The organism is Providencia sp. 2.29 (assembly GCF_015832305.1).
GTDB lineage: Bacteria > Pseudomonadota > Gammaproteobacteria > Enterobacterales > Enterobacteriaceae > Providencia > Providencia stuartii.
In genome coordinates this window covers 3,417,615-3,433,040 of sequence record NZ_CP065420.1, presented here as the reverse complement: position 1 = coordinate 3,433,040, position 15,426 = coordinate 3,417,615, and the positions used below count along the sequence as shown (strand labels likewise).

14 protein-coding genes, 1 pseudogene and 1 riboswitch are annotated in these 15,426 nt (G+C 43.1%); of the genes and pseudogenes, 11 read left to right on the top strand and 4 right to left on the bottom strand.

The window, feature by feature from the left end:
• The gene (gene modC, locus I3B46_RS16195; protein WP_004917817.1) at positions 1 to 1,074 is read left to right on the top strand and encodes a molybdenum ABC transporter ATP-binding protein ModC; all 1,074 of its coding nucleotides are present in this window, start codon (positions 1 to 3) and stop codon (positions 1,072 to 1,074) included.
• 104 nt (positions 1,075 to 1,178) lie between these two features.
• Here the strand turns inward: modC and I3B46_RS16190 are convergent, their stop codons facing one another.
• Entirely contained in the window at positions 1,179 to 1,997 is an 819-nt protein-coding gene (locus tag I3B46_RS16190) for a pyridoxal phosphatase (protein WP_004917819.1), read from the bottom strand.
• 335 nt (positions 1,998 to 2,332) lie between these two features.
• On the opposite strand from I3B46_RS16190, the gene pgl reads away from it, so the two are divergent.
• Positions 2,333 to 3,319, top strand: a complete 987-nt coding sequence (gene pgl, locus I3B46_RS16185) for a 6-phosphogluconolactonase (RefSeq protein ID WP_004917821.1) — start codon at positions 2,333 to 2,335, stop codon at positions 3,317 to 3,319.
• 39 nt (positions 3,320 to 3,358) lie between these two features.
• Here the strand turns inward: pgl and bioA are convergent, their stop codons facing one another.
• Positions 3,359 to 4,630, bottom strand: a complete 1,272-nt coding sequence (bioA, locus tag I3B46_RS16180) for an adenosylmethionine--8-amino-7-oxononanoate transaminase (protein WP_004917823.1) — start codon at positions 4,628 to 4,630, stop codon at positions 3,359 to 3,361.
• 93 nt (positions 4,631 to 4,723) lie between these two features.
• Between bioA and bioB the strand changes: the two genes are divergently transcribed.
• Genes bioB through bioD form a run of 4 tightly spaced genes read left to right on the top strand, consistent with a single transcriptional unit; the run spans position 4,724 to position 8,339 of the window.
• Positions 4,724 to 5,761 (top strand): biotin synthase BioB, encoded by a 1,038-nt coding sequence (gene bioB, locus I3B46_RS16175; RefSeq protein ID WP_004917825.1) that lies wholly within the window; start codon positions 4,724 to 4,726, stop codon positions 5,759 to 5,761.
• Complete coding sequence (bioF, locus tag I3B46_RS16170; RefSeq protein WP_040132925.1) at positions 5,761 to 6,915, top strand: 8-amino-7-oxononanoate synthase; 1,155 nt, start codon at positions 5,761 to 5,763, stop codon at positions 6,913 to 6,915. The genes bioB and bioF overlap by 1 nt, the downstream gene beginning before the upstream one ends.
• Entirely contained in the window at positions 6,896 to 7,672 is a 777-nt protein-coding gene (gene bioC / locus I3B46_RS16165) for a malonyl-ACP O-methyltransferase BioC (protein ID WP_163762156.1), read from the top strand. The genes bioF and bioC overlap by 20 nt, the downstream gene beginning before the upstream one ends.
• Entirely contained in the window at positions 7,665 to 8,339 is a 675-nt protein-coding gene (gene bioD, locus I3B46_RS16160; RefSeq protein ID WP_014657770.1) for a dethiobiotin synthase, read from the top strand. Before bioC ends, bioD begins: the two co-directional genes overlap by 8 nt.
• A gap of 92 nt (positions 8,340 to 8,431) precedes the next feature.
• Here the strand turns inward: bioD and I3B46_RS22755 are convergent.
• Positions 8,432 to 8,560 (bottom strand): annotated as a pseudogene (locus I3B46_RS22755) (contact-dependent growth inhibition system immunity protein); the annotation flags it as partial.
• 860 nt (positions 8,561 to 9,420) lie between these two features.
• Between I3B46_RS22755 and uvrB the strand changes: the two are divergent.
• Positions 9,421 to 11,439 (top strand): excinuclease ABC subunit UvrB, encoded by a 2,019-nt coding sequence (gene uvrB, locus I3B46_RS16150; RefSeq protein WP_004917833.1) that lies wholly within the window; start codon positions 9,421 to 9,423, stop codon positions 11,437 to 11,439.
• A 76-nt stretch (positions 11,440 to 11,515) separates the two neighbouring features.
• Here uvrB and yvcK read toward each other — a convergent pair whose 3' ends face one another.
• A complete protein-coding gene (gene yvcK, locus I3B46_RS16145) occupies positions 11,516 to 12,424 on the bottom strand; it encodes a uridine diphosphate-N-acetylglucosamine-binding protein YvcK (protein ID WP_004917836.1) in 909 nt (302 codons plus the stop codon).
• 529 nt (positions 12,425 to 12,953) lie between these two features.
• Positions 12,954 to 13,094, top strand: a riboswitch (molybdenum cofactor riboswitch).
• On the opposite strand from yvcK, the gene moaA reads away from it, so the two are divergent.
• The 4 genes from moaA to moaE all read left to right on the top strand — a co-directional run bounded on the left by moaA (position 13,084) and on the right by moaE (position 15,267).
• Complete coding sequence (moaA, locus tag I3B46_RS16140; RefSeq protein WP_014657771.1) at positions 13,084 to 14,064, top strand: GTP 3',8-cyclase MoaA; 981 nt, start codon at positions 13,084 to 13,086, stop codon at positions 14,062 to 14,064. (Overlaps the previous riboswitch by 11 nt.)
• A gap of 27 nt (positions 14,065 to 14,091) precedes the next feature.
• Positions 14,092 to 14,571, top strand: a complete 480-nt coding sequence (moaC, locus tag I3B46_RS16135) for a cyclic pyranopterin monophosphate synthase MoaC (protein WP_004917841.1) — start codon at positions 14,092 to 14,094, stop codon at positions 14,569 to 14,571.
• On the top strand, positions 14,568 to 14,813 hold the full coding sequence (gene moaD / locus I3B46_RS16130) for a molybdopterin synthase sulfur carrier subunit (protein WP_004917843.1): 246 nt from the start codon (positions 14,568 to 14,570) through the stop codon (positions 14,811 to 14,813). Before moaC ends, moaD begins: the two co-directional genes overlap by 4 nt.
• Before the next feature lies 1 nt (position 14,814).
• On the top strand, positions 14,815 to 15,267 hold the full coding sequence (moaE, locus tag I3B46_RS16125; RefSeq protein ID WP_004917845.1) for a molybdopterin synthase catalytic subunit MoaE: 453 nt from the start codon (positions 14,815 to 14,817) through the stop codon (positions 15,265 to 15,267).
• The last annotated feature ends 159 nt before the right edge of the window (positions 15,268 to 15,426 follow it).

The window sequence follows — 15,426 nt, the reverse complement described above, 5'->3', positions numbered from 1 at the left end:
ATGTTAGAGCTGGATTTTTCACAGCAGCTTGGTGAGTTAGCGCTTGAAGTGAATACCTCGCTACCGACAGAGAGCATTACTGCCATATTTGGGTTATCTGGAGCAGGGAAGACCTCATTAATTAATGTGATAGGGGGGCTAACCAAGCCTAATCGAGGGCGTATTGTGCTCAATGGACGGACGCTGGTCGATATCGAAAAAGGCATCTGCTTGCCGCCCGAAAAGCGCCATATTGGCTATGTCTTCCAAGATGCACGGCTATTTCCCCATTATCGAGTCAAGAATAATTTACGTTATGGTATGGCTCCCGAAATGAAAGGGCGCTTCGATGAAATTGTGACGTTGTTAGGCATTGAAAAACTTCTAAATCGTTTTCCTATTACATTATCAGGTGGGGAAAAACAGCGTGTCGCTATTGGCCGCGCACTGTTAACCGCACCTGAAATTTTATTGATGGATGAGCCATTAGCTTCTCTTGATTTACCGCGTAAACGTGAGCTACTACCGTATTTAGAAAAACTGTCTCAAGATGTCAAAATCCCTATTTTATATGTCAGCCATAGCTTAGATGAGATTTTACGCCTTGCCGATAAAGTGATTGTGATGGCACAAGGTAAAGTTAAAGCTTTTGGAGCATTAGAGGAGGTGTGGGCAAGCAGTGCATTGCGTCCTTGGCTCCAACAAGAGACATTAAGTAGCGTGTTAAATGTGATATGTCATGGTCACCACCCTGACTATGAGATGACTGCAGTGATTGTGGGCAGTCAAAAATTATGGATCCCGCGTATTGATACAGAAAGAGGCGGGCAGTTGCGTTTACGCATTGATGCCTCTGATGTGTCTTTAGTATTAGAAAAGCCACAGGTCAGCAGTATCCGTAATATTTTATCAGCGGAAGTGGTTGAATGGATTGAAGATGGCGAGCAGGTGGATGTGAAGCTTGATTTAGGCGAACAGCATTATTTATGGGCGCGTATCACACGTTGGGCGCGTGACGAATTGTCTATTCGCAAAGGTCGTCGAGTTTATGCACAGGTTAAAAGTGTTTCATTAAGCCGCCATTACACATCATAACAGTACGTTAGCTGATATCTAAAGTCATGCCGCTTGAGTGAACAGCATAAAGTGGCAAAATGAGTTAATTAGGGGGCTTATTATTGGCCCCCTAATAGATAAAATTACAATACGTATTTATGGATCACTTCAGCGATACCCGGTTGGGTGTTATCACGTGTAACCAGTTTTGCTTGTTGTTTGATTTCATCGACCGCTTGGCCCATAGCAACACCTAGTCCAGCCGTTGTTAACATGCTTAAATCGTTAAAGTTATCACCAAAAGCAACCACATCATTCATGGTCATACCCTGTGATTCAACCCACTGTTTTAGTCGTTGGCCTTTGCTGTTTCCTTTGCGGCCGACGTCGACTTGATCAGCCCATGACCATTCACATTCCAAGCCAAAATCATCTTCAATACCGCGAACAACCTCTTTGAGCTGATCGATATTTTCTGAACTGACGGCAAATTTCCAAATAGATTGATAATCATGTAAGACATCAGCATAGTTTTCGACAAACTGAATATTAGGACGTTGAGCCACTGGCAGGGTTTCTGCCCAACTTAGCGTCCTTTTGATCCCTTCTGTCGGTGCGTTGTATAGCATGGCATCATCAACATACATTAAATGTTGAATATCGGTGCCACGCAGCCTTTCAATCATTTGTGTTGCTGATTCGAGTGTCATAGGGTCTGAAGAAAGAACTTTTTTACCTAAATAATCATAAAGATAAGTACCATTGCAGCAAATTGCAGGGGTATCAAGGTTAAGCTCTTGGTAGAAAGGATGAATGGCAACATGATGGCGCCCTGTCACAATCAACACTTTAACGCCTTGGCGACGTGCTTCATTTAATGCAGCAAGCGATTCGGGCAAAATTTTCTTTTGAGGATCAAGCAGTGTTCCATCAAGATCGAGCGCAATAACGCGGTATGACATAAACGGCTCCACGTGATTTGAGGTTACATATGCCTTAATGAGTGGCCATATGATGGTTTTTGTCGTTGTCAGCTAAACAGAAAGGGATCTGTTAGCCTGATAATAATCCAGTGCTAAAATAATTTTATCATCTTAGCGGATATTGCAGATTAACTAAAGTGGCGCAGAATGAATCGAGTCAGGTTATTGGTAATCTGTTGTTTTAATCATTTTGAGATAATTTAGTGGCGCGATGTATTGAAAAGAGGGGGATTGCTTGTTATTCGCTAGTCTATCCTGAGATTAACCGTCATAATGGAAGAAGATATTTTTATCATGAATCATAAGGAGACAGGATGAATCAGGTTGTCTATATTGCTAGCCCCGAAAGCCATCAGATCCACGTTTGGTCTATGAACGAAGCCGGTGAACTGACGTTATTACAGACGGTGACAACACCAGGCCAAGTACAGCCAATGGTATTAAGCCATGATAAAAAGCACCTTTATATTGGTGTCCGACCCAATTTTCGAGTAATCACTTATCAAATTGAAGATAAGGGCACTCTCAGACTAAAAGCTGAGACGGCAATTCCAAGTACACCGGTACATTTATCATTAGATAACACTGGTAAGTATTTGTTTGTGCCGTCATACCATCAACATAATTTGGCTGTCTTACCTATCAACCAAGAAGGTGTACCACAAACCGCGATCCAAGTGATCGAAGGGCTACGAAACCCACACTCTTCACATGTTGATGCTGACAATCAACAATTATGGGTGCCGTGTTTGGGGGAAGATCATATTCGCTTATTTGATCTGCATGACGATGGTCATTTAACCGAAGCTTCTGCTGATCAAATCAGTTCAGCAAAAGGCGCAGGCCCTCGCCACCTTGCATTCCATCCACAGCACAAAGTTATTTATTGTGTTAATGAGTTGGATTCAACCATTAACGTTTACCATAAATTTACTCGCTATCGCCAAGTTCAGCATATTAACGTATACCCGGAAGGTCGTGAAAGCCAACGTTGGGCGGCAGATATTCATATCACGCCTGATGGACGTCATCTGTATGCGAGTGAGCGTTCAGATAGCTATATTAGCCATTTCCGAGTATCTGATGATGGCCGCGAGTTGACCCTAGAAGGGATTTATCCAACAGAAGCTCAGCCTAGGGGCTTTAACCTTGATGCAACAGGGCGCTTCTTGATTTCTAGCGGGCAAAAATCTGACAGTATTTCTGTTTCAGAAATTGACCCGATTACAGGTAAACTCACCCAAATTGGTCGCTACCCAGTGGGCAAAGGCCCAATGTGGGTGACGGTATTAGCGCGTTAATTGCTAAACTAAGATCTCCTCAAAGCACTGAGGGGATCTTTACCCCTCAATCACGTTTCTCATTGCACTTGTCACTTTACTCAGTTGTTCCGGTGAAATAATGTAAGGTGGCATAACATAAATCAGCCGACCAAATGGCCTTACCCAAACCCCTTGTTCAACAAACTTTTTTTGTAATTCAGCGGTATTGACTGGCTGCTGCATCTCAATCACGCCAATCGCCCCTAAAACGCGCACCTGCTTGACGCTTGTGTGGGAGGACAAAGGTGCTAATTCAGCTAAGAGCTGCTGCTCAATCTTGGCGACAGTATGTTGCCATGGGCTTTCAAGCAATAATTTTAGGCTTGCGTTGGCGACGGCGCACGCTAATGGGTTCCCCATAAAGGTTGGCCCATGCATGAAACAGCCCGCTTCGCCATTACTAATCGTTTCGGCAACATGACGCGTTGTTAAGGTGGCTGATAGTGTCATATATCCCCCCGTGAGGGCTTTGCCTAAGCACATAATATCCGGTGAAATAGCCGCATGGTCACAAGCAAATAATTGGCCTGTGCGCCCAAATCCTGTCGCGATTTCATCGGCTATCAGTAATATGCCATAGTGATCACAAAGCTCACGAACGCCTTTTAGGTACTCGGGGTGATAAATACGCATTCCACCCGCACCTTGTACGATAGGTTCGAGTATAATTGCTGCAATTTCGCGATGTTTTGCTGCAAGTTCCTGCTTAATTGGTAATAAATCATCACTGTTCCATTCATCATGAAAACCACATTGTGGAGCCTCAACAAAAATATGAGGAGGTAGATAACCTTTGTATAGGCCATGCATTGAATTATCAGGATCACATACTGCCATCGCACCAAAAGTATCCCCATGATAACCATGGCGTAAAGTTAAAATACGTTGGCGCTTTTCCCCTCTTGCCTGCCAATACTGGAGTGCCATCTTTAGTGACACTTCCACAGCCACCGATCCTGAATCGGCAAGAAAAATACACTCTAAAGGCGCTGGAGTGATCTCAACGAGTTGACGGCACAAATTCACTGCGGAAGGGTGAGTGATGCCACCAAACATGACATGAGACATTTTTTGTAGCTGCTCAGTAGCGGCTTGATTGAGAACGGGATGATTGTAGCCGTGGATCGCCGCCCACCAAGAAGACATTCCATCAACAAGTGTTTTTCCATCAGCCATAATCAACTCTGCGCCTTTAGCCTCAACGATGGGATAGGCGGGGATCGGGTGGCTCATCGAGGTGTAGGGATGCCAGATATGCTTGGCATCGAATGCAATATCAGAACTGTCCATTTTACTTTGTTGTCAACTTATTTAAATGAATTTGGTTGACATGATAACCACAATATTTAAACTGGCAACGACTTTTTATGATGGAGATCTGCCGTGAGCGAATTAAAAAAGTGGACAACTAAACAGGCTAATGAATTGTTCTCTATGCCTTTCTTTGAGCTTTTGTTCCAAGCTCAGCAAGTTCATCGACAGCATTTTGACCCACAGCAAGTACAGGTCAGCACCTTGCTTTCAATCAAAACAGGGGCATGCCCAGAAGATTGCAAATATTGTGCACAAAGTGCTCGTTATAAAACCGGATTAGAAACCGAACGTTTAATGGAAGTTCAGCAAGTTCTTGAATCTGCAAAAAAAGCGAAGCAAGCAGGCTCAACGCGTTTTTGTATGGGAGCCGCTTGGCGTAATCCTCGTGAGCGCGATATGCCTTATCTCGAAATGATGGTGCGAGAGGTGAAATCGCTAGGCATGGAAACCTGCATGACACTGGGAATGATTGACGATAGCCAAGCTCAGCGCCTTGCCGAAGCGGGGCTTGATTACTACAACCATAATCTTGATACCTCCCCTGAATACTATGGCAACATCATTACCACCAGAACTTATCAAGACCGCTTAGACACATTGGATAATGTACGTAATGCGGGTATCAAAGTGTGCTCTGGAGGGATTCTTGGTTTAGGGGAAAAAATCAGCGATCGAGCAGCGCTGTTGGTTCAACTTGCGAATTTACCTAAACCGCCAGAAAGTGTACCGATCAATATGCTGATGAAAATGGAAGGCACCCCGATGGCGGATAATGAAGATGTCGATCCTTTTGATTTCATTCGAACTATTGCAGTAGCACGTATTATGATGCCGACCTCTTACGTCCGTTTATCGGCGGGTCGCGAATATATGAACGAGCAAACCCAAGCACTCTGTTTTATGGCAGGCGCTAATTCCGTATTTTATGGTTGTAAGCTGTTAACCGCTCCTAATCCGAATGAAAATAAAGATATCTCCTTGTTTAAAAAATTGAATATTAACCCAGAGCGTATTGAAGTGAGCGAAGGGGATAATCAACAAGCGGCACAATTAGCGGAGTCTATTTTGACAGCCGATAATTCACAGTTCTATAACGCGGCTGTCTAATGAGTTGGCAAACATTTATTCAAGCGCAACTCGAGCAGCGTAAACAAAATGCGGCTTGGCGTAAAAGAACCTGTATTGATTACAGCACAGGTCGTGAGTTGCGAATTAACGGGGAAAATTACCTGAATTTTTCAGGAAATGATTACTTAGGGTTAAGCCATCACCCCAAGGTCGTCGAGGCTTGGCAGCAAGGCGCCACATTATATGGCACCGGCAGTGGCGGTTCAGGGCACATTACTGGTTTTACTCGCGCCCATTATGATTTGGAAAACGCGCTATCTGCATGGTTGGGATATCCAAGGGCACTATTATTTATTTCTGGTTTTGCGGCGAATCAAGCGGTGATCACCGCTTTAATGGGGCAAGGGGATCGCATTTTAGCCGATAAACTTAGTCATGCTTCGATTTTAGAGGCATCAATGCTTTCAAAAGCTAATTTACGGCGATTTGCTCACAATAGCCCTGCATCATTACAAAAATTGCTCACCAGCACTTTAGATGTAAAGACACTCGTGATTAGTGAAGGGGTGTTTAGCATGGATGGTGACAGTGCGCCTTTAGCGGAATTAAAACAGCTCGCGGAACAACATCACGCTTGGTTAATGGTCGATGATGCCCATGGTATTGGCGTAAGAGGGCGAGAAGGGCGTGGTAGTTGTGATGTGCATGGTATTAAACCTGAATTACTGATTGTCACCTTCGGTAAAGCATTTGGTTTGAGTGGCGCTGCCGTTCTGTGTGATGAAGCAACCGCAGATTACTTTATTCAAGCGGCTCGCCACCTTATTTATAGTACCTCAATGCCACCAGCTCAGGCAGTTGCGCTATCAGCAACATTACAGCAGATCCGTACAGCCGATGATGCAAGGGAACGGCTTAATCAACATATTGAATATTTCAGAAAAAATAGTCAATTTAGTGATCTGCAATTAGCTGATTCACAGATGGCAATTCAACCCGTCATTGTGGGTGATAATGAGGTGAGCTTACAGCTTTCTGATTATTTACGACAAAAAGGGCTATGGGTACAAGCGATACGTCCACCGACTGTCCCACCAGGCAGTGCACGGCTACGCATTACCTTGAGTGCAGCTCATCACCAACAAGATATCGATCAACTGTTGGAGGCGTTAAATGGTTTTACCATTAAGTGATGAAAAACAAAAAATCGCTTCGGCTTTTGGTAAAGCAGCAAAACGCTATGATTCGATAGCTTATTATCAACAAAATAGTGGTCATCAACTGCTGGATTTATTAGCTTCAGCACGGGTCAATTTACCGGCTAAAAAAGTGATTGATGTTGGCTGTGGCACTGGTTTTTTCAGCCAAATAATTAAAGCACAAGGGGCTGAAGTGACCGCATTAGATTTATCGTCCGGCATGTTGGAGGTTGCACGTCAAAAAAATGCGGCTGAACAGTATATCTGTGCGGATATGGAAGCACTGCCTTTTGCCGACCAAACTTTTAATGTGGTTTTTTCTAATTTGGCTATCCAATGGTGCTCTGACTTATCACTGGCCCTGACTGAACTACATCGAGTGACTAAAAATGGTGGGGTGATTGTATTTACCACGCTTGCTAAAGGCTCTCTATCGGAGCTATCGCAAGCTTGGGCTAGGTTAGATGGCTATTCGCATGTGAATGAATTTTTAAGTTTTGAACAGATAAGCGCGAGTTGCCAACCATGGCAGCATCAATTGCTGCTTCAGACCGATACACTACATTTTCCGGATTTAGCTCGATTATTGAATTCATTGAAAGGCATTGGCGCGACCCATCTCACCGCAGGACGGCGTGGTGGATTGATGACAAGGAAGCGATTACATCTACTTGAGAGCGCTTATCCCACGTCAGCAAACGGTCTTGAGCTCACTTATCAAACTGTATTTGGAATAATTTATCGTGACTAAAACTTATTTTGTGACCGGCACTGATACTGAGGTCGGTAAAACAGTAGTCAGTTGCGCATTACTGCAAGCGGCTAAACAATTGGGTTATCAAACCGCGGGGTATAAACCGGTTGCTTCAGGCAGCGAACAAACAGCACAAGGGCTACGTAACAGTGATGCACTTTTTTTACAAACAAACAGCACATTGCCGTTAACTTACCAAGAAGTGAATCCAATTGTATTCGAAGCGCCAACATCTCCACATATTATTAGCGAAAAAGTTGGGTTGCCAATTGATTTTTCAGTGATGACAAACGGATTAAAACATTTGCAGTCAAAAGCGCAGTGGGTGTTGGTTGAAGGTGCTGGCGGCTGGTATACGCCATTATCAGCACAACACAGTTATGCAGATTGGGTGGTTGAGCAACAATTGCCAGTGATTATGGTGGTTGGCATCAAACTGGGTTGTATTAATCATGCCTTATTAACCGCACAAGCGATTAACCAATCAGGGCTAAAATTGGTGGGGTGGGTGGCGAATGAAGTCGAGCCAGCAGGAACCTATCAGGCCGAATATTTAGAGACATTGCACCGTTCGATCAATGCGCCTTGCCTTGGTATCATTCCTCATCAAGATGCCGAACAATTTGCCGATGTAGGGCAGTATGTTGATGTGACAGCGATTTAATTTTTTAGTGGTTAATTGTCTATTTTATCAGAGAGCTTGTTTTTCAATATAAACACGCTCTCTGGTGTATTGAACGAAAACTCTTTTGTTGTACAACGGCTCAACGCTAAACGTAGCCCAGCGCCTATCTCTTCCGTTGAATTATCAAGCGATAAAATGACATGTCTTGATTCATCAAGTTCACGCCATCCTTCCCATTTTTCATGGCGACTTGGCTTAATTAGGGGCTTGTGTGTAAAGCCCCTATATTAAATTTTTATATTCTAAATAATTCAATATTCAGGTAGGTAATAAACGGAGATAGGTAGGGAGTATCGATAACTATCAGACTCGGCTAGCTGAGCGCATTCAATAATCTTATATCCTGAAGTAGATGCTATAACTTGAGCGTTGTTAAACAGCAAAAATATCCTTTAACACCGAATGATAAGGACGATGGCGTAGTCATGGTACATTGAGTGTAATGTTTGGTTATTTATGATCGGATAAGTGTGCCTATCTAGTGGATCTTACTAGATAATTTTTTATGTTCCTGTTTATTCTGTGTAAAAGGCTATTTTGGATCGTTAATCCGTCATTTTTGTCAACTCGGATCCGTTAAAAAAGAGTAAATACTGTTTTTATGATAAATTCTGAGTAAAAATATTTTCACTGAATTGCCATTTTTTTGTCATGTATATGCGCTATGTGGTTTTTAGAGTGGAACGGAAACGCACTATCTGAAAGGGATTGCAGAGTTATCCACTATTTCTGTGGATAACCTTGTGAATTAGATCTAAAAAAACAACCGAATCCAAGGTGACAAGCGGCTTTGCCTTTATTTGATGTGATTTCAGACTTATAAATAATAATTTTAAAATACAATAAGTTAAATAAAATCAAGACATGGGTTGTTATTTGAGATAAGACTAGAAGTCGCATCAGCATAAAATATATAAATCACTTTAGGTCAAGAAAAATTTTTGGGGATAACCTTGTTTTAACCACAATAAAAAATTGCTGGAGAATTTTTAAACTTAGCACTTGAAGCTGGTTTTTTATCCAGTATCATAGGGGGGAGATCGGTTAAGAGGCGTGGGTAATGAGTAAAGTATTTAAATTGTATTCTGATTTTCAGCCTGGAGGGGATCAACCCGAGGCAATTCGTCAGCTTTCTGAAGGGTTAGAAGATGGACTTGCTCATCAAACCTTACTCGGGGTAACAGGCTCAGGTAAAACCTTTACGATTGCCAATGTCATCGCCAAAGAAAATCGCCCAACCATGTTAATGGCACACAATAAGACGTTGGCAGCACAATTGTACAGTGAGATGAAAGCCTTCTTCCCTGACAATGCCGTTGAATACTTTGTCTCTTATTATGATTATTATCAGCCAGAAGCCTATGTGCCTAGTTCAGATACCTTTATCGAAAAAGATGCGTCTGTTAACGAGCATATTGAGCAAATGCGTCTGTCAGCGACAAAAGCACTACTTGAACGGCGTGATGTGATAGTTGTGGCTTCTGTTTCGGCTATTTATGGTCTTGGTGATCCTGATAGCTATTTAAAAATGATGCTGCATTTGACCGATGGGATGATTATCGATCAGCGGGCTATTTTGCGGCGCTTAGCCGATCTGCAATATACACGTAACGACCAAGCTTTTACCCGAGGTACGTTCCGCGTACGGGGCGAGGTGATTGATATTTTCCCCGCAGAATCAGATGAATATGCGTTACGTGTCGAATTATTTGATGAAGAAGTGGAACGGTTGTCTTTGTTCGACCCATTAACGGGGCAAATTCAGCATCGTGTTCCTCGCTTTACAGTTTATCCGAAAACCCACTATGTGACGCCGAGAGAGCGGATCTTAGAAGCGATGGAACAAATTAAGGTTGAACTGGCGGATAGGCGTAAGGTGCTCCTCGAAAATAATAAATTGCTAGAAGAACAACGTATCACCCAACGTACTCAATTTGATCTCGAAATGATGAATGAGCTGGGTTATTGCTCAGGTATTGAGAACTATTCACGTTATTTGTCTGGTCGCGCGCCAGGAGAGCCGCCACCGACGCTGTTTGATTACCTACCTGCTGATGGTTTATTGGTGGTGGATGAGTCGCACGTTACTATCCCGCAGATCGGAGCGATGTATAAAGGTGACCGCTCTCGTAAAGAAACACTGGTAGAGTATGGATTCCGTTTACCGTCTGCGCTTGATAATCGACCATTACGTTTTGAAGAGTTTGAGGCGCTTGCGCCACAAACTATCTATGTTTCCGCGACGCCGGGTAATTATGAAATAGAAAAATCAGGTTCAGAGGTGATAGAGCAGGTTGTGCGACCAACAGGCTTGCTAGATCCTGTGATTGAAGTGCGGCCTGTTGCCACTCAAGTTGATGATTTGCTTTCTGAAATTCGTATTCGTTCGCAGAAAAACGAGCGTGTGTTGGTGACAACGTTAACAAAACGAATGGCAGAAGATTTAACGGAATACCTTGAAGAGCATGGTGAACGGGTTCGTTATTTACACTCTGATATTGATACGGTAGAACGGGTTGAAATCATTCGTGACCTACGTTTAGGTGAGTTTGATGTGCTGGTGGGGATCAACTTGCTGAGAGAGGGTCTCGATATGCCAGAAGTGTCATTGGTGGCTATTCTCGATGCCGATAAAGAAGGCTTTTTACGCTCTGAACGTTCACTCATTCAGACAATTGGTCGTGCGGCGCGTAACCTTAATGGTAAAGCAATTTTATATGGCGATAGAATCACCAATTCAATGGAAAAGGCCATCAAAGAAACGGAACGCCGCCGTGCTAAGCAGATAGCCTTTAATGAGCAACACGGTATTGTGCCGCAAGGCCTGAACAAAAAAATTGGCGATATCTTGCAAATTGGTCACAAAGTGGGTGGCAAATCGAAAGGTCGCAATAAAGAGAGTGCCAAAATCGATAAACGTGAAGATATTCAATTATTATCAACAAAAGAGTTGGAGCAACGTATTTCGCAACTTGAAGCGCAGATGTATAAACATGCTCAGGATTTAGAGTTTGAAGCGGCGGCAAATGTAAGGGATCAATTGCAAGAGCTAAGGGAGCGTTTTATTGCTAATTCATGATGCTACAAAGGTTAACGGCTCTATGAGTTTTTGCTGTTAACCTTTGGCGTGATTGGTGGTGATATCCCGTGGTGGTTTAAAACAAACGCACGGTTTCTTCGATAGCTTGCAAGAGTAGCTTACGGTCATGACGATAAGGAATATCATCGGCCTCTAACACCCGTTGAGTGACTAACCGCTCATGGCGAATAGGCGCGATATTCGTTCTAGGGCCAACAATCACGGCATCAATTTTTTTGCAGCCGATATGCTGCTCCATCATGGTTAACTTTTCTTGTAACGTGAGGCTAGCTGCGGATGTACTTAGCTCTTTACCTAGGTTACCGATATAGATCATCGGGGCTTTACATTCGCGCAAAGCATCCGTGATATCTTCCAACAGTAGCAGTGGCATCAGGCTGGTGAAGAAACTACCCGGGCCAATTAAAATTAAATCCGCTTGATGAATTGCTTCAATCGCTTCTGCTGTGGCTTTTACGGTTGGGTAGAGTCGTAACTCTTTCGGTAATTCAATCAGAGCATCAACATTGACCTCGCCATACACTTCATTACCCATCTCATCAATCGCCATTAAGTCGACGGGAGATTCTGACATAGGAATGAGTTTGGCATCCACTTTGAGCATATTGCGGATCAAATTAATGGCATCAAGAGGGCGTACACTGAGGTGATCTAATGACTTTAGCATCAGATTACCTAAATTATGGCCTGAAAGTTCGCCGTTGCCACTAAAACGGTATTCAAACATCGCCGATGCGATTGATGGCTCAGTAATTAATTGATTGAGGCAGTTGCGCATATCTCCCCAAGCAATCCCACCTTCCGCTCGACGAATACGACCAGTAGAACCACCATTATCCGTCGTGGTGACAATTCCAGTTAATCGAGAGCCTAAAGAGGAAAGCGAAGACATTACGCGACCAAGCCCATGTCCGCCGCCAAGGGCGACAACATGCCTAAAATCAGTCAAACTACTATTCGGCATAGTGTTCCTATATCAGTTATTTTTTCAGCGCCAAGGCTATTATACAGTGTTATTGCCAGTTAAATGCAATTTAAAACGCGATTATCACGTCTATCACAAAACGGCGCTAATTTATCATAAAACACCGTTTGGGGGTCATTTACCGTCATCATTGACAGATAAAAATTGAAAATGATGGCAGTTTAAACAGCAATTATCTCATAGGGCTGTTTTTTACTATCCAAAAAAGATCAAAATTTGGGGCAAACCTAATCTAAGATTGCTCTTAATTAACGATTAAAAATAGGGGCTGGATGTTTTTTGTACATGCGCTTAATATTGGGTTTAATAGGTGACATAATACAAATTAGAACATTAAATTTATACTGAATTAACAAATGCATAACTAAACCCTAAGTCGTTGTATAATATATTATATACCGAAATTCAAATTCGCTTTTTCCTTTCTTTTACGCTAAAATCCCCACATAAACTAAGTGAACAAAGTGAGCAATTTGATTGTTAACCTATGCTGGCTTTGTGGGCTTGTTGATAAATATCACTCCTAGCCTTTGTGTCTAAGTTCGCGATAACGAATATGATGCTTTGGCCGTGGCCTCTGAGCCACCAGGGTGCAAGATAGAAATGTCTGCATCTCCCGTATTTGGAAAGGTGTCATTATGCAGCAGCTTGTCGATCAATTTGCTCGGAAATTTTATTATCTCCGTTTATCTATTACAGATGTTTGCAACTTTCGTTGCACATACTGCCTTCCCGATGGTTATAAACCAAGTGGTCGTCACGAATTCCTTTCACTGAGTGAAATTCAGCGCATTAGCCGTGCTTTCGCAGAATTGGGCACAGAAAAGGTACGCATCACAGGCGGCGAGCCGACCATGCGTAAAGATTTTACCGATATCATTGCCGCTATCCATGAAAATCAAGCGATCAAAAAAATTGCGGTGACGACAAATGGTTATCGTATGGCTCGTGATGTACAAAAATGGAAAGAGGCGGGACTCGGAGCGATTAATGTCAGTGTTGATAGCCTAGACCCGCGTCAATTTGCGGCAATTACTGGGCAAGACAAGTTTTATCAAGTGATGCAAGGCATTGATGCTGCCTTTGAAGCGGGATTCGACAAGGTCAAAGTCAACGCAGTATTGATGAAAAACGTCAATGATATTGCTTTAAAATCCTTTTTAAATTGGATCAAACATCGTCCAATCCAACTCCGCTTTATCGAATTAATGGAAACGGGGGAAGGGAGTGACCTTTTTAATCGTTTCCATATTTCGGGAGAAACGATCCGCGACCGTCTTATTGAAGAGGGGTGGTACAGTGTGCCACGCTCTCGTAGCGATGGCCCCGCCCAAGTCTTTAGCCACCCTGATTACCAAGGGGAAATTGGTCTTATCATGCCTTATGAAAAAGATTTCTGCCAAAGTTGTAACCGACTACGCGTTTCTTCTTTGGGGAATCTTCATCTGTGTCTATTCGGTGAAAATGGTATCCCACTACGTGACTTGTTAAGTGACGATAATCAAAACGAAGCATTAAAAGCACGTATCCAAAGTGGTCTACAATTTAAGCGAGAGACGCACTTTTTACATATGGGCGACAGTGGCATCACCCCGAATTTATCCGTTATTGGCGGTTAATGAATTTTTGATTTTTCAGGAGAAAATATGTCCCAACTGACTCATATTAATGCGTCGGGTGAAGCGCATATGGTGGATGTTTCTGCAAAAGCTGAAACAGTCCGTGAAGCGAGAGCCGAAGCATTTGTCACGATGAATAAAGAGACCTTAGCGATGATTGTTGAGGGGAGCCATCATAAAGGCGATGTATTTGCGACCGCACGTATTGCTGGTATTCAAGCAGCGAAAAAAACATGGGAGCTGATCCCGTTATGTCATCCGTTGCTGCTAACAAAAGTTGAAGTGACGTTGCAAGCATTGCCGGAGCAAAATCAAGTCCGTATTGAGTCCTGCTGTCGATTGACAGGAAAAACAGGGGTTGAAATGGAAGCATTAACTGCCGCTTCAGTAGCTGCTTTAACCATTTATGATATGTGTAAAGCGGTGCAAAAAGATATGGTAATTGGACCTGTTCGCTTATTAGAAAAAACAGGTGGCAAATCTGGTCATTTTAAGGTGGACGCATGATTACGGTACTTTTTTTTGCTCAAGTACGTGAATTGGTGGGAACAGCTCGTCTCGAATTATCAGAACATTACTCAAATGTTGAAGCATTGCGTCAAGCATTGGCACAACGTGGTGACCGGTGGGCTTTAGCTTTAGAAGATGGCAAGTTGTTAGCGGCAGTTAACCAATCTTTTGTAGCAACAGATCATCCATTGGAAGATGGCGACGAAGTGGCCTTTTTCCCACCGGTGACCGGGGGCTAAGATGGAAAATACGCATATTGCGGTACAAACAGAAAATTTTAGTGTAGGCGAGCAGTATCAATGGCTTGCTGAATGTGATAGCGATGGCGCGGTCGTAACGTTTACAGGCAAAGTCCGAAATCATAATTTAGGCGATAGCGTTGCAGCATTAACGTTAGAACATTATCCCGGAATGACGGAGAAAGCGCTGGCCGCTATTGTGGTCGAAGCGCGTCAACGCTGGGCACTACAGCGAGTTAGTGTGATCCACCGAGTAGGTACTTTACAGCCGGGCGAAGAGATTGTTTTTGTGGGTGTGACCAGTGCTCATCGTGGCGCTGCTTTTCAAGCGGCTGAATTTATTATGGACTATTTAAAAACCAAAGCACCATTTTGGAAGAAAGAGACATTGCCTGATAATGAACGTTGGGTCGAGGCAAAAGAGAGCGATGAAGCTTCTGCAAACCGTTGGTGATCAGTAAATTTCATTTATATTTAAAATAATTTTTAGCGTATTTAGACGCCCGTCAGCAGCGGCATGGCATAAATTCTAATCAATGGTTTTAAGTTTGTTGAATGGTATTGTCAATAATTTATGATAAACTTTGTAGGAATTTGTCTGGCTACGGCACGT

Coding starts and splice junctions, on each gene's coding strand:
- modC (WP_004917817.1), top strand. CDS start 1: ATGTTAGAGCTGGATTTTTCACAGCAGCTTGGTGAGTTAGCGCTTGAA.
- I3B46_RS16190 (WP_004917819.1), bottom strand. CDS start 1,997: ATGTCATACCGCGTTATTGCGCTCGATCTTGATGGAACACTGCTTGAT.
- pgl (WP_004917821.1), top strand. CDS start 2,333: ATGAATCAGGTTGTCTATATTGCTAGCCCCGAAAGCCATCAGATCCAC.
- bioA (WP_004917823.1), bottom strand. CDS start 4,630: ATGGACAGTTCTGATATTGCATTCGATGCCAAGCATATCTGGCATCCC.
- bioF (WP_040132925.1), top strand. CDS start 5,761: ATGAGTTGGCAAACATTTATTCAAGCGCAACTCGAGCAGCGTAAACAA.
- bioC (WP_163762156.1), top strand. CDS start 6,896: ATGGTTTTACCATTAAGTGATGAAAAACAAAAAATCGCTTCGGCTTTT.
- uvrB (WP_004917833.1), top strand. CDS start 9,421: ATGAGTAAAGTATTTAAATTGTATTCTGATTTTCAGCCTGGAGGGGAT.
- yvcK (WP_004917836.1), bottom strand. CDS start 12,424: ATGCCGAATAGTAGTTTGACTGATTTTAGGCATGTTGTCGCCCTTGGC.
- moaA (WP_014657771.1), top strand. CDS start 13,084: ATGCAGCAGCTTGTCGATCAATTTGCTCGGAAATTTTATTATCTCCGT.
- moaC (WP_004917841.1), top strand. CDS start 14,092: ATGTCCCAACTGACTCATATTAATGCGTCGGGTGAAGCGCATATGGTG.
- moaD (WP_004917843.1), top strand. CDS start 14,568: ATGATTACGGTACTTTTTTTTGCTCAAGTACGTGAATTGGTGGGAACA.
- moaE (WP_004917845.1), top strand. CDS start 14,815: ATGGAAAATACGCATATTGCGGTACAAACAGAAAATTTTAGTGTAGGC.